The organism is Planctomyces sp. SH-PL62, assembly GCF_001610895.1.
Classification (GTDB): Bacteria; Planctomycetota; Planctomycetia; order Isosphaerales; family Isosphaeraceae; genus Paludisphaera.
Genome location: NZ_CP011273.1, coordinates 962,623 through 977,214, shown reverse-complemented (window position 1 = coordinate 977,214; position 14,592 = coordinate 962,623). Strand labels below are relative to the sequence as shown.

The 14,592-nt window shown below is 69.4% G+C and carries 8 protein-coding genes; 2 read left to right on the top strand and 6 right to left on the bottom strand.

Going from position 1 to position 14,592, the window contains the following annotated elements:
• Positions 1-95: 95 nt before the first annotated feature.
• From VT85_RS03825 to VT85_RS03810, 4 genes are all read right to left on the bottom strand, one after another.
• A complete protein-coding gene (locus VT85_RS03825) occupies positions 96-3,242 on the bottom strand; it encodes an Ig-like domain-containing protein (protein ID WP_156512659.1) in 3,147 nt (1,048 codons plus the stop codon).
• A gap of 294 nt (positions 3,243-3,536) precedes the next feature.
• Complete coding sequence (locus tag VT85_RS03820) at positions 3,537-4,862, bottom strand: dicarboxylate/amino acid:cation symporter (RefSeq protein WP_082858333.1); 1,326 nt, start codon at positions 4,860-4,862, stop codon at positions 3,537-3,539.
• Between the two features lie 118 nt (positions 4,863-4,980).
• Positions 4,981-7,806: a M16 family metallopeptidase gene (locus VT85_RS03815; RefSeq protein WP_068410746.1), complete on the bottom strand. Its 2,826-nt coding sequence runs from the start codon at positions 7,804-7,806 to the stop codon at positions 4,981-4,983.
• Between the two features lie 59 nt (positions 7,807-7,865).
• On the bottom strand, positions 7,866-8,189 hold the full coding sequence (locus VT85_RS03810) for a 2Fe-2S iron-sulfur cluster-binding protein (RefSeq protein WP_068410743.1): 324 nt from the start codon (positions 8,187-8,189) through the stop codon (positions 7,866-7,868).
• 304 nt (positions 8,190-8,493) lie between these two features.
• Here VT85_RS03810 and nuoL point away from each other — a divergent pair, with 304 nt between their 5' ends.
• Both nuoL and VT85_RS03800 read left to right on the top strand, forming a co-directional pair.
• Complete coding sequence (gene nuoL / locus VT85_RS03805; RefSeq protein WP_068421341.1) at positions 8,494-10,782, top strand: NADH-quinone oxidoreductase subunit L; 2,289 nt, start codon at positions 8,494-8,496, stop codon at positions 10,780-10,782.
• Positions 10,783-10,845: 63 nt separating this feature from the next.
• On the top strand, positions 10,846-12,573 hold the full coding sequence (locus VT85_RS03800; protein WP_082858332.1) for a NuoM family protein: 1,728 nt from the start codon (positions 10,846-10,848) through the stop codon (positions 12,571-12,573).
• 85 nt (positions 12,574-12,658) lie between these two features.
• Here the strand turns inward: VT85_RS03800 and VT85_RS03795 are convergent, their stop codons facing one another.
• Complete coding sequence (locus VT85_RS03795; RefSeq protein ID WP_068410740.1) at positions 12,659-13,132, bottom strand: DUF420 domain-containing protein; 474 nt, start codon at positions 13,130-13,132, stop codon at positions 12,659-12,661.
• 242 nt (positions 13,133-13,374) lie between these two features.
• A complete protein-coding gene (locus tag VT85_RS03790) occupies positions 13,375-14,547 on the bottom strand; it encodes a Gfo/Idh/MocA family protein (protein WP_068410737.1) in 1,173 nt (390 codons plus the stop codon).
• Positions 14,548-14,592 lie beyond the last annotated feature (45 nt).

The following is a 14,592-nucleotide window of genomic DNA, read 5'->3' as shown; positions in this document are numbered from 1 at the left end:
CCGCCGGGGGACGGGGCCGACCGTTCCCGGGCCCCCCCCCGACCGCCGTTTCTCATGCTCCGCGATCCGTCCGTCCCGATCGCGCTCGCCCCGGGTCAGGGTCGGGCCGATCGCAGGGCGGGAGGCCGACGCAGGGCGAGCCTCGCCAGCCGCTCGGCCCTCGCGGTCGCGAACGCCGTCCGCCGCATCTCGGCCGCGGCCAGCGACTGGTCCCGCCGGGGGGACGGCGGGGCGGCCTGGCCGGAAGGCCCTCCCGAGGCCGGGATGGGATCGGCCAGCACCAACTGACGGAGGTGGTTCGACTGGCCCGTCGGGAAGCCCCCTCCCCCGAGGAAGACGGCGGTGATCAGGTATTCGCCGGGCGCGTCGAAGCGGGCCGCGAGCGTCGCCCGGCCGTCGGCGTCGATCGGTCTCTCCGCGATCGGCTTGAGGCCGAGATAGAATCGGACCAGCCCGGAGGTTGGCCGGGGCGAGCCCGACCCGCCGACGACGCCGCCAACCTGGGCGACGAACTCCAGCGCCTGGCCGGCCCGGATCGGGCTCGCCGTGGACCATACTGCGACGGCGGTCGCCGCCTCCGTGGGCGGGGCCGGGCGGGGGGTGACCTGCTGCACGACCTGGTTGGAGACGCTCCCCTGGAGGTTGCCCGACTCCACGAAGACGGCCGTCAGGGTGTAGCTCCACGCCGCGAGGTAGTAGGTCGGCACGCTCACGCGGCCGCCCGGCCCGAGCGCGTACCTGCCGGTGAGGCGACTCCCGACGTACAACTCGACGAACCCGGACGCCGGCGCGAAATCCGAGGAGGCGTAGCGGACGGTCGCGGTGACCAGGGCCATGTCGCCCTCGGCCACGGACGGGCGGGCGGTCTCCAGCGTCACGGTCGTCGGGGCCTTGTAGACGCCGATCGCCGCGGTGATCTCGCGGCTTGCGTGGAGGCCGTCCGGGTCCGTGTAGGTGAACGTCACGGAACGACCGCCGGCGGGCAGCCCCTGGATCGGGATCCTCGCCCGGCCCTGCGCGTCGAGGGCGAATTCGCCCGGGCCGGTGTAGAACGGGGACCGGACGGAGACGAAGCCGGGGGCCGGGCGGAGGTCGTCCGTCGTGACGGTCACCGTGTAGAAGACCGCCTCCCCGTAGTCGGCGTACTGCGTACCCGAGGGATCGAGCTGGATCGAGGTCGGCGCGGGATCGACCGTGATGAAGAAGTTGCCGGAGGCCAGCGGCTCATTCCAATCGTCGCCCGCATAGTAAACGACGACCGCATAGTCGCCCGGCCGGGTGAACGTGGCCGTGTAGGTCACGGTCGACGGCAGCACGGGGGGATGGGGGGGCCGTTCGAGGAATGCGGCGCCGAGGCCGTCGCCGAGGCCGTAGAACAGGGCGTAGCCCGTCGGCCCGGTCCCGTCGAGCAGGTCCGGCTCGACCTGGGAAATGATCGCGGACAGGTCGACTGGCCGACCCACGACCGGTCGCGTCGCGAGCGGTTGGGTCTCGACCTTCACGAAGGCCTTCTGGATGACCTGCGTCGTGTAGCCGAAGCCCGAGCCGAAGACCGGATCGGCGGCCCCATCGTAGGTCGCCGTGATGGTGTAGATCCCCGGCCGGAAGACGTTGGCCGGGATCGTCAAGGTCGCGACGCCGTTGTAGACCCGCACCGTCTGCTTGAACAGTTGCATGCCCACCTCGACGGCGCCGCCGTCGGGCACCCTCGGGGTCGAGCCGTCCGAGTGGAGGCGCACGGTGATCGTCATCGGTTCGTAGAAGAAGACGTGATCGTCCGAGACCTCGATCGTGATGAGCGGCGTGGCCTCGGCGACGGTCAGCGTCGCGGCCCGGCTGACGACCGTCGCGCCGCCGCCGTCGGTGAAGACGGCGCGGTACTGCTTCCCCGAATCGGCCAGGGTCGGCACGACGGCGAGAGAGAGGCCCCGGGCCTGGGGGACGTCGGTCCAGGTCGCGCCGCCGTCGGCGCTGACCTGCCATTGCGCCGTGATCCCCTCGGCCCCGCCCGCGGCGGCGGTGAACGTGACCGTCGACAGGGGGCGGCCCAGCTGGTCGACGGGGTCCGTCACCACCTCGAATCCCTGGGGCTCGCGGAAGACGAACGCCGCGCCCCCGCCGGCGGGGTTGTCCTTCGTGGGGTCGCCGACGACCACCGAGCCGCCGCCGATCGCCACCGAGGCCCCGAACCGGCTCCCGACGAACGCCTCGGGATCGGCCAGTTCGTCGATGCGCCCCCAGTTCGAGCCGGTCCGGGCGTAGACGAAGGCCGAGCCGGGGATGAAGCCCCGCCCGTCCACCCCGATGACGGCCCGGGTGCCGTCGGCGTCGATCGCCAGCGCCAGGGGGAGCCCGCCGGCATCTTCCTCGACCCCGACGAACGCGCCCTCGGCCACCCACCCGGACTCGTCGCGTGCGTAAGCGAACGCCCTGGAGTAGACCCGCTGCACATCCTCATCAATTTGGACGCCCCCCACGAGGAGGTGGTCGCCGTCCGCGCTCAAGGCGGTCTTCGGCCCGTCCCAGTATCGTTCGGAAGTCCCGATCCGGCTGGCGAGCCCCCAGCCGGCGTCGCCGTCCTCGAAGAGGAGGACCGAGCCGGACGCGTCCGGGGGGTTTCGGACGCCGACGGCCAGCGTCCTGCCGTCCCCGGAGAGCGAGACCGAGGTCCCCATCCCGTCGCCCCGGCTTTCCTCCGGGAATCTCAATTCGGCCGTCGACGACCAGGTTCCGCCCGATTCCTCGAAGGTTCGCACGAGTCCCCGGGCGTTCGGGTCTTCGGACCCGCCCGAGGGCAATCCGACCGCGATCACGCGGCCGTCGCCGCTCATCGCCAGGGCGCGATGGAAACCGGAGTCGGGGATCGTGATGGTCTGGGTCGAGGTCCACTCCCCGCCCGAGCGGTCGTAGACGCTCATCACGAGGGGGCCGCGCACGCTCTCGGTGGAGATCGCGAACACCAGGCGGTCGCCGTCCGCACTCATCGCCACCGTGTCTGTGTGCCAGGGGCCCCCCTCGAGCTCGGGAGGAGCGAGGACGGCCTCGCCGGCCCAAACTCCGTCCTGTTTCGTGAAGACCGTGACGCTCCCCGGCCCGGGGTCGCCCACGCGGGAGTCCGAGGTCGCGGCGATCGTGAGGCCGTCCTGGGAGATGGCGACCGATCCGGCGAGTGCGGCGTTCTGCGGCGGCGGAGTCGCCGCCAGTTCCGCCTGGAAGTAGAACGGGCCCGTCGTGGCGAGCACCAACCGGTCTTCCAGCAGTTCGGGCCGGGGCCGCAGCGAACGACGACGGCGGGGGCCGATGCGGGAGGACCTCGACGAGGAGGCGGCTGACGGAGTTCCGCTCGCTAGGTCGGCGACGACGATCATGGGTGGCTCTCGGCTGCGAGGACGGGCGGCGGATCGGCGTCCCTTCCGGGTTGGGACCCCCGCCACAGCCGCCACGCACCTATTATGCAATCACGATCGCCGCCGTCCACCGGTCCGACATGAACGTTTCCGAATTTCATCGGACCGGTCGTGCGTGCCGTGACCCGATCAAGATTCGACCGGATCGGCCGTGGGCGGGACGAACTTATCGAGGAGCACGGCGACAGTCATGTCGCCCAGGACGTTGGAGGTGGTGCGGCAGCGGTCGAGGAACCAATCGATCGTCAGGAGGATGGGGATCTTGTCGGCGGGGAGTCGCACGGCGGCGAAGATCAAGGGCATGGTCACGAAGCTCCCGGACGGGATGCCCCCCGCGCCGACGCTGGCGACCAGGGTCGTCAGCACGACGAGGATCTGGTCGGTCAGGCTCAGCGAGAAGCCCAGCGCCTGGGCCATGAAGAGGGCGGCGGTCGCCTGGTACAGGGCCGTCCCGTCGTTGTTGAAGTTCGTGCCGATGCAGGCGCAGAGCTGGCTCGACTGCCGCGAGACGCCCATCCGGTTCAGCGACCTGAGCGTGATCGGGATCGTGGCCGCCGTGCTCGCCGTGCTGAACGTGTTGGCCATCACGTCGGCCGCCCCGCTCAGAAATCGGATAGGGGACACCCGGGTGAAGACCGCCATCTGGAGCAGATACCAGACGACCTGGCAGCCAAGGCCAAGGACCACCACCACGACCAGCCAGATCAACGACAGGAAGATCCGCATCCCGTCCTGCTGACCTACGCGAGACGCCACCACGCCCAGCACCGCCAGGGGGACCAGGGCCACCACCCAGAGCAGGACCTTCATGAGCAGCTCGAAGCCGATCGAGAGCAGGTCGACCACCGTCTGGAACGACTCCTTGCCGGCCAGTCGATGGGCGTTGCGGATCTTGACCAGGCCGATCCCCAGGGCGAGCGTCAGGACGACGAGCTGCGCGATGTTGTTGGTGGCGAAGGCCTCGCCGATGCTCCGGGGGATCAGCTCGACGACCAGCTCGCTCGCGGACTTCTGGGCGATCGGCGCCGCCGCCCCTCCCGCATCGCCGAGCGACGCCCCCAGGCCCGGCCGGATCAGGTTCGAGAGGACCAGGCCGATCAGCATGGCGATCAGCGTGTTGATCAGGTAGAGGAGCATCATCACCCCCCCCTGCTTTCCCCGGATGTCGTTGGTGACGATCGCGTGCAGGATCGCCATCACGACCAGCGGGGCGGCGAGCGCCGTGAGCGCCCGCATGATCAGGTTCGGGAGCAGCTCCAGCGCCTGCGCCCCCTCGCCCCAGCCGAGCCCGATCGGGATCGCCAGACCGACCGCGATCAGGACCCAGACGTAGAGCGGCAGCCCGCCCGGCCGGCTTTCGGGCTCGTCCTCGACGACGAGGGCGCCGAAGGCCGGGTCGAAAACCGGGTCCTGGAACGACTGGGGCGCGTCGTGGTCGAACTCGCTCGGCGGCATCGCGGTCTCCGGAATTCGCGGGGGGCGTCGGAAGCGGGCGGGTCTGGTCCGAAGGAGAGGAGAGCGATTATGACCGCTGGCCGTCGCGATCGCGAGGCCGACGCCGATCAAGCGCCCCTCATTTCCCCTCGACGGCCTGCACCGGCGACCCGTCCTCGTCCACGAAGCGGACGTCCGCGGCTTCGGGAAGCTTGCGCAGCTCGGGCTCGATCGCATCGCGGTCGCCGACGATCAGCGTCGTCATGGCTTCGGGCTTCAGATAACGATCCGCGAGTTCCTGGATCCGCGCCCGATCCACGGCCTCGACGCGACGAAGGTAGGTCGCAAGGTAATCGTCGCCGAGGTCGTAGGCGGCCGGCTCCGAAAGCTGGTCGGCGACGTCGAACGTGGTCTCGAACCGCGAGGGGAATCCGTACACGACGCGCCGCCTGGCGGAGTCGAACTCGGCGTCGGTGATCGGCCTGGGGCCGTGCAGCTCGGCCAGCTCGCGACGGATCTCCTCGACCGACTCACGCGTGACGGCCGTCTGGACCGATCCCCGGACCTCGAACCAGCCCGGGGCCCGGAGCGACCGGAAGTCGGAGCCCACGCCGTAGCTGTAACCCTTCTCCTCGCGTAATTTCATGTTCAGGCGGCTGGAGAACTGGCCGCCGACGATCGCGTTGAGGACGCCGAGCGCCGGCGCCTCGGGCGACTTCCGCTCCACCCCCAGCCGTCCGATCGCGAGGACCGACTGCGCCGCGCCCGGCTTGTCCACGACGAAGACCGCGTCGGGGTTCGTCGTCGGGGGCGTCGGGACGACTTTCGGGGGCGCGGGGCGGGCCTTCCAGCCGCCGAAGCGGGCTTCCAGCGTCCGGGCGATCGCGTCGGGATCGACGTCGCCGACGACGATCAGGGTCGCGGCCGAAGGGATGAAATAGGCCTCGTGGAACGCCGCCGCGTCGGCCCGGGTGATCGATGCGACCGATTCCTCGGTCCCGAACTGTGGGCGTCCGTAGGGATGCTCGCCGCCGAAGAGGAGCTTGCGGAAGAGATCCTCGGCCACCTCGTCGGCCGAATCGCGCCGGGATTCGAGATCGGCGAGGCGGAGAAGCTTGCGGCGTTCGACCTCGTCCTCGGGGAACGTCGGGGCGAGGATCGCGTCGGCGAAAACGTCGAGCGCGCGGTCCATGTGGCGGAGGAGCGTGGTGACGGTGGCCCCGCTCCACTCCAGTCCGCAGGTCAAATCCAGGCTCGCGCCGATCTCGGCCAGCGCGCCGGCGATCTGGAACGAGTCTCGACGCTTCGTCCCCGCGTCGAGTAAACCGACGGTGAGCGAGCCGAGCCCTTCCTTGCCCCCGGGGGCGGACGTCTCGCCGAAGCCCACGACGAGCCGGAAGCTGACGATGGGAAGCTCACGACGCGGGACGATCCAGATCGGCAAGCCGTTCGACAACGTGCGACGGACGAAGGCCGGGGGCGTGAAGGCCGGAGGCGCCCCGACCTCGGGCATCACGACCGAATCGTCCGCCACGCGCGTCTGCGGCGTCGGCTCGAAGGGCGACGGCTCCGGGCGGGCGACCTCGGGCTCGGCCGGACGTTCGGGAGCCGGGCCGGGCGTCACGTCGAGCCGGATGAAGGCGTCGGTCAGGTAGTGGTTCGCCACCCGCCTGACATCCTCGGGCGTGACGGCGAAGAGACGCTGCAACTCGTCGCGGTAGCCCAGCGGATCGCCGGAGACCGCCTCATAGAGGCAGAAGACCTCGGCCCTGGCGAGCACCGATTGCAGGCCCAGGATCAGGCCGCTCTCGCGGGCGTTGCGGCTCTTGATCACCTCGTCGAGGGTCGGCCCCTCGCGCTTCAGGCGGTCGATCTCCCCCATGGCGATCGCGACCACATCATCCAGGTCGCCTCCCGGCGGCGCGAGCAGGTCGACCTCGAAGGAACCGGACAGTTCGAGCGTCGGGTGCTGCGCGTGGACCTCGGCCGCGAGGCGGCGGTCGTGCATCAGGGCCCGATAGAGCCGGTTCTCTTTGTCGAGCTGTCCCAGGACCGCCGCCAGGACGTCGAGCGCCGGCTCGTCCGGATGGTGGCTCGGGACGGTGGGCCAGACGAGCTGCGCGCGGGGGAGTGAGACCCGGTCGGTCTGGGCGATCCGCTTCGGACCGTCGAGCCTCGGGACCCACGGCGCGGGCCGATCGATCTTCGGGCCCCTCGGGATCGGGCCGAACGACTTCTGGATCCAGCCCTTGACCCGCTCCCGGTCGATATCGCCGGCGACGCACAGGATGGCGTTGTCGGGGGCGTAGTACGTCTGGAAGAACGCGGAAACGTCGCCCAGGTCGGCCGCCGAGAGATCGGCCATCGACCCGATGACCTCGTGCCGGTAGGGATGTCCTTCGGGATAGAGCGCCCGCCGGAGCGCCTCTTCGGCCAGGCCGTACGGGACGTTCTCGACGGACTCCCGGCGCTCGTTCTTGACGACGTCGCGCTGGTTGTCGAGCTTCGCCTGGGTGATCGCCGGGATCAGGAAGCCCATGCGGTCGGCCTCCAGCCAGAGGGCCAGCTCCGTCGCGTTGCTGGGGACCGACTCGAAGTAGACCGTGCGGTCCTCGGTGGTGTTGCCGTTGATCTCGGCGCCGAGCTTTTCGAGCGGCTCGAAGTAGTCGCGGTCGTGGTGCTGGGAGCCCTGGAACATGAGGTGCTCGAACAGGTGGGCGAAACCGGTCCGACCGGGCTTCTCGTCCTTCGAGCCGACCTTGTACCACAGGTGGACCGCCGCGATGGGCGTCTTGTGGTCCTCGTGCAAGATGACGGTCAGGCCGTTGGGAAGCGTGTATTTCTCGACGGCCAGGGCGGGGACCTCGTGGGTCCTCGCGGCGTCGGAAGGCGCCTGCTGAGGGCGAGCCGGCGTGGCCCCGAGGCACAGGAGCAGAGCGAGCGAAGCGCGCGCGACGAGCCTCATGCTGGCGATCCTCGGGGCCGTTGGCCTGATGAACCGGCGGGGGGGAAGGACGGCCTCGATCAATCGGCGGGGCGGGTCCCGGCCGGGACTCCCGTGACCGACGACCGCTGGAGGACGGCGACGGTGAGGTCGTTCTCGACGCGGATCTGGCAGGCGAGCCGGTAGCCGGGCAACTGGCCGGTGTCGCGCTCCAGCCGCTCGCGCTCGGCGTCGCCGATCGGCGCGACGTCGCCCGCCAGGATCTCGACCCGGCAGGTGGTGCAACGGGCGTTGCCGCCGCAGCGATGCATGATGTCGATCCCGGCATCCTCGATCGCCAGCACCAGCTTCACGCCGGCCTCGACCTCGAACGACTTCTCCCCGTCGACCGTTACCGTTGGCATCTTTTCCGAGGCTCCTGAGGGTGCGTGATGGGTGCTGGAGTTGATCAAGTCCCCGATCATGCCACACGCCCGGCGGCCGAGACAAGGCGATCGAATCGAGGCCCGGAGGTCGGGCCGGCAGGGTCTTGCAACGGCGTGAAGGCTGTGCCATAGTTCAGGCTCACGCCTCGCCCGGCCGGAGCGCCGGTGCGCACTCGCGCGGATCGACGCGGCGAGGCCCCGCCCGACGGGTCGCGGGATGGATTCGTCCGACGTCCCGAGTCGGGCCTGCATCGACGGCGATCGCAACCAAGGACGTTCGAACATGCCCTGGCAGGTGGGTCTCTACACGGCCGCCGTCTTGATTCCCCTGGCGGCCTTCCTCGTCGAGATCCTGTTCATCCGAACGCTGCGGCGGCACAACGCCGTCATCGCCACGGGCGCGATCGCCGCTTCCTGCGTCCTCAGCGCCATCGGCTTCGTCGACTACTTCCTCATCGAGAACCGCGCGGCCCTGGCCGAACCAGCCCACCATCAGGCCGTCGAGCCTGACGCCCACGCCCACTCCGGCTCGCTCGCCTGGAAGGGGAGCGTCGACTGGGTGATCCTGGAGACGCCGGAGTCCGACCGTCGGCTGTCGCTGCCGCTGGGCGTGCACATCGACAACCTCGCGGCGATCATGTTCCTGATGGTCACGACGGTCGCGACCTTGATCCACGTCTATTCGATGGGCTACATGGCCGACGACTCGCGATACCCGCGATTCTTCGCCTACCTGTCGCTGTTCTGCTTCTCGATGCTGGGGCTGATCGCGGCGTCGAACCTGTTCATGATCTTCGTCTTCTGGGAGCTGGTCGGCGTCTGCTCTTACCTGCTGATCGGCTTCTGGTATGAGGAGAAGCCGAACGCCGACGCAGCCAACAAGGCGTTCGTGGTCAATCGCGTGGGCGACGTCGGCATGCTGATCGGGCTGGGAATCCTCTGGTCCGCCCTCGGGACGTTCGACTTCCACGAGGTGAGCGCGGGACTGCGAGACGAATCGGGCCGTCTGAACGCGCCGAATCGGTTCGATCCCGCCGACGTCGTCCCGCTGCGACCGCCCGGCGCGGTCGCCGAGGACGACGGGGCGTCGAGCCGGTCGATCCCCTACGCGATGTTGACGATCGCCGGACTGGGGATCTTCGCCGGCTGCGCGGGGAAGAGCGCCCAGTTCCCGCTGCACGTCTGGCTGCCCGACGCGATGGCCGGGCCGACGCCCGTCTCGGCGCTGATCCACGCGGCGACGATGGTGGCGGCGGGGGTGTATCTGGTCGCCCGCTTCTTCCCCGTCTTCACGCCCGAGGTGCTGCTCTACATCGCCTACACCGGCGGCGTCACGCTGTTCATCGCCGCGACGATCGCGATGGTGCAGACCGACTACAAGAAGGTGCTCGCTTATTCGACGATCAGCCAGCTCGGGTTCATGATGCTGGCGCTGGGCGTGGGGGGCTGGGCCGCGGGGGTGTTCCACCTGTTGACGCACGCCTTCTTCAAGGCCCTCCTGTTCCTCGGCGCGGGGAGCGTCTACCACAGCGTCCACACCTATGAGATGGCGAGGCTCGGCGGGCTGCGTCGGAGGATGCCGATCACGGCCGGGACGATGCTCGTGGGGACGCTGGCGATCTCGGGCGTGCCGTTTTTCAGCGGGTTCTACTCGAAGGACGCGATCCTGGCCGCCGCGCTGGCGAGGGCCTGGCAGAGCCCAGAGCACGCCTTGCTGTTCGTCCTGCCGGTCGTCGGGGCGGTGCTGACGACATTCTACATGTTCCGGATGTGGTTCCTGGTGTTCGCCGGCGAGCCTCGGGGCTTCCCCGATCCGCACACGGCCCGCGTGGTCCACGTCGGGGACGAAGAGAACGTGCTGGCCGAGGAGGAGGCCGAGCACGGCGTCGGCGCGCCGTTGCACGACCTGAACCCGGCGGCCCACGCACACGAGAGCGAGCCGGTCATGACGCGGCCCTTGATCGCGCTGGCGGCGCTCAGCGTGTTCGCCGGCTGGACGATGTGGCTCGGGCTGCCGTTCGGAACTCCGGTCCTGGAACGGATGATCGCCCACGGCCAGCCCCCCGGCGTCGTCGACTCCCACTGGGCCCACTGGTACGCCGTGGGGACCTCGCTGCTGATCGTCGCGCTGGGCTTCCTGCTGAGTGCGCTCTACTACGGCCCCGCCGGGCTGCCGTTCGTCGCGACCTTCCGGTTGAGCCCCGCGAAGACGGCGGCGCGGTTCCGTCCGCTGTACGCCCTGTTCAAGAACAAGTGGTACTTCGACGAACTCTACGCCGCAACGCTGGTCCGGCCGTGCCTTCGGCTGGCGAAGGCCTGCGCGGGGATCGACCGCTATCTGATCGACGGGATCGTCGACGGTTCGGCGAGGTCCGTGGAGCTGCTCAGTCGGCTGGGGGGGCTGGTCGACCGCTTCGGCGTCGACGGCCTGGTGAACAACCTGGCGACGGCGGTGTACGTCGCCGGGGACCACGCGCGGTCCATCCAGACGGGCCGGATCCGTAATTACCTGATGTACCTGGCGCTGGCCCTCATCGGCCTGTTCGCCGGCGTCTACGCCTGGGTCGGCTGACGTCGCGACGAGGCCGACCGCGACCCGCACGCCCGATTCCCCCCTTGCCCGGTGCCCCCGCAAATGAGCGACAACCTGCTGCTGACGTCCCTCTGGCTCGTCCCCTTGATCGGCGCGGGGGCCGTGCTGCTCATGCCCAGGGGATCCGAACGCCTGGTCAAGTACGTCGCCACGGGCTTCACGGCGGCCGGCTTCCTCCTGACGCTGGTCGCGCTTTTCGCGTACGTCGGCGACGATCGGGCCCGGGCCCCGCTCGCGGAACGGGCGGCGAGCAACGTAGTGAGCTACGACGGAGGACTCGTCGCGGTCGACGAGTCGCGCGGCGAGGGCGACCTGGTCGTCCGCCGCGCGTGGATCCCGGCGTTCAACATCCAGTACTACCTGGGGCTCGACGGCGTCAGCGTCGGCCTGGTCGTGCTCACGGGGCTGGTGAGCCTGCTCGCCTGCCTCGCCTCCTGGGGGATCGAGAAGCAGGTGCGGGGCTATTACTCCCTCTTCCTGCTCCTGGTCGCGAGCATGACGGGCGTGTTCCTGGCGCTCGACCTCTTCCTGTTCTATGTGTTCTTCGAGGTGATGCTGCTGCCGATGTACTTCCTGATCGCCCTCTGGGGGGGCGAGGACCGGGAGTACGCGGCGATCAAGTTCCTGCTCTACACGCTGTTCGGCTCGGTCTTCATCCTGGTCGCGATCCTGATCCTGTACTTCTGGCCCGGCGACGCGGCGGCGGGGACGTTCCGGGGAGGGACGTTCGACATCCTGGCGCTGACCTCGATCGCGTCGACGACGGGCTATTACGGGCGCTGGATTCAGGACTGGATCTTCGCCCTGTTCCTGATCGGGTTCCTGGTCAAGCTGCCGTCGTTCCCGTTTCACACCTGGCTGCCGGACGCGCACGTCCAGGCGCCGACGCCGATCAGCATGATCCTGGCGGGCGTGCTGCTGAAGGTCGGCGGCTACGGCCTGATCCGCCTGGCCTGGCCGCTCGCGCCGGCGGGCGCCTTCGACTGGTCGTACGTCGTCGCCGCGCTGGGGGTGTTCAGCATCCTCTACGGGGCGCTCGCGGCGATGGCCCAGACGGACTTCAAGAAGCTGGTGGCCTATAGCTCGGTCAGCCACATGGGGTACGTCACGCTGGGCCTGGCGGTCATGAACCTGAGCGGAGGCGCGGGCTACTACGCGTACGGCGTGAACGGCGCGATGTACATGATGCTCGCCCACGGCGTGACGTCGGCCGCGATGTTCTTCCTGGTCGGGGTGATCTACGAGCGCGCCCACACCCGCGACCTGGACAAGCTCGGCGGGCTGAACGACGTGATGCCGGTCTACGGCGCGGTGTCCTACGTGATCTTCTTCGGCTCGATGGGCCTCCCCGGCCTCTGCGGCTTCGTGGCCGAGATCTTCGTGGTGCTCGCCGCGTTCCATTACAGCGTGACGCTGGGCGTGCTGGCCGCCGCCGCCGTGGTGCTGACGGCCGGTTACATCCTCTGGACGCTCCAGCGCGTCTTCCTGGGCCGCAACGAGACCTGGAAGGGCCTCCCCGACCTGACCGTCCGCGAGATCGTCATCGCCGCCCCGCTCGTCGTCCTGACCGTCCTCATGGGAATCTTCCCGCAGCCTCTCATCCTGCGCTGGATGAGCCCCTCGGTCGACCGGATGGTCCAGTCCGTCGCCGAGGGCGCCGAGCGGAACGCCCAGGGGCCGATGGCGTTGAACGAGGGTGCTCAACTCCGCGAGGCACCAGGCGGACGAGACGTCGACCTCGCCGCCAATGGACGGGCCTCCGCCGAATGACGGGGGCGGACGCCGTCTCAGGAAGCTGCACCGCGAGCGGCCCCCCGAATTCGGAGAGCCGTCCGCGTCGACGATCGCGACGGGGTCAGGCCACGAACCCGATCACATACAGCCAAACCCCCGTGAGGGACGTGAAGACCGTCCCGGCGAAGACCCAGTAGCCACGTCGGCGATGCACGGCTGAAAAGAGCTGCGGGTGCAGGTCCATCCGATGCTTCCAGGCCAGGACGACGAGCCAGGCCCAAAGCGCGAAGCTTGAGACGGCGACGGCGACGTGAGTGCGGAGCAGCCACTTCAGCAGCGAGGAACCCGCGTAGGGACTTCCCTCCAGGAACGCCTCGGTCCCGCCGCTCAGCCGGATGTCGATCTCGAAGAGGACGACCGCCACGAGCAGCAGCGTCAACAGGCAGGTTTGCAGGTTGCGGTGCGCCTTGTATCGCCCCGATCGGGCGAGCCGCACGGCCCAGAGAAACAGGAAAGGCGTGAGCACGATCGCGACCAGGACCGCGTCCATCAGGACGTCGCCGCGCGTGCCGAGGAACCCCTGGGGCAACTTCATCAATTCACCTCATTCCTCCCTCAACGCCGACCCGCCGGTCCGGCCCCCGGCCGTCGAGGATGCGTGAAGCGGACGACCGAGGAGGAATCGACCTCGACAGGCCCGCCGAATAGGACCGCCCCGACCGCCGCCGACCCTGCGACTTTTGAAGCAAGGTCCGGCGGCGACCGGGGCGGCACGAAGGATCAGGTCGCCTCCCGGCCTCCCCTGACGCGAGGGAAGGCCGGAGGGATCGACGGTTTTCAGGCTTCGACCTGGACCCAGTTGCGGGCCTTGGCGCTCTGGGCGATGGCCTCGCAGATGCGGACCTCGCGGTCGCCCTCGGCGAAGGTGGGGAAGTTGGGTTTGCCCTGGCAGCCACCCTGGATGTAGGTGTAGAAGGCCAGGTCGAGCTGCTTGAAGGCGTCGGGGAAGCCCTCGGCGTGGCCGCCGGGGTAATGGCTGAAGTGGCCGGCCTCGGCGCTGAGGATGGAGGGGTCGCGGTTCATGAGCTGGTTGGGGGCGCCGCGGCGGCCCAGCCAGAGCAGCTCGGGCGACTCGCTGTCCCATACCATCGAGCCTTCGGTGCCGCAGATTTCCAGGTACAGGCGGTTCTTCCGTCCGCCATGCATCTGGTTGACGTAGAAGACGCCGCGCGCCCCCTGCGAGAGGTGGAGCATCACCGCGCCGTAGTCTTCGGTCGTGATCTTCACGGCCTCGGACGCCTTCTTGGCGGCGTTCGGGCCGGAGTAGGTCTCGGCGCCGCCGATGGGGCGGTTGCGCTCGGGATGGAAGGTGGCGAGGTCGGCGTTGACCGACTCGATGTGCCGGCCGGTGATGAACTGGGCGAGGTCCATCCAGTGGGTGCCGATGTCGGCGATCGCGCGGAGGTTGGTGTGGCCGTCGGGCTCGACGCGCCAGTTGTAGTCGTCGACCATCAGCAGCCAGTCCTGGGTGTAGGAGCCGGCGACGGAGATGATGCGGCCCAGGTCGCCCCGGGCGACGCGGGCGTGCATCTCCTGGGCGAGCGGATAGAACCGCAGGTTGTAGTTCACGCCGGCCGCCTGGTTGGGGCGGCTCGCGGCCAGCTTCACCAGCTCGGCCGACTCGTGCGAGCTGACGGACAGCGGCTTCTCGCAGAGGACGTGCTTGCCGGCCTCGAGCGCCATCTTGGCGTGCTTGAAGTGGATGTCGTTGGGCGAGGCCAGGTGGACGGCGCCGATCTCGGGGTCGGCGAGGACCTCCTCGATGGTGTTGTAGACCTTGGGGATGCCCAGCTTCTCGGCCTGGGGGCGGGCCTTCTCGGGGGTGATGTCGAGCAGGCCGGCGACCTCGACGCCGATCCGGCGCAGGGCCTCGGCGTGGACCGGACCGATGAAGCCGCCGCCGATCAGGGCGACCTTCGGGGGGTTGGAAAGGACGTAGGGAGCGCCCATCGCAGGATTCCTCTCGCTTCGCTCGACGCGGACGACCCTCTCGGC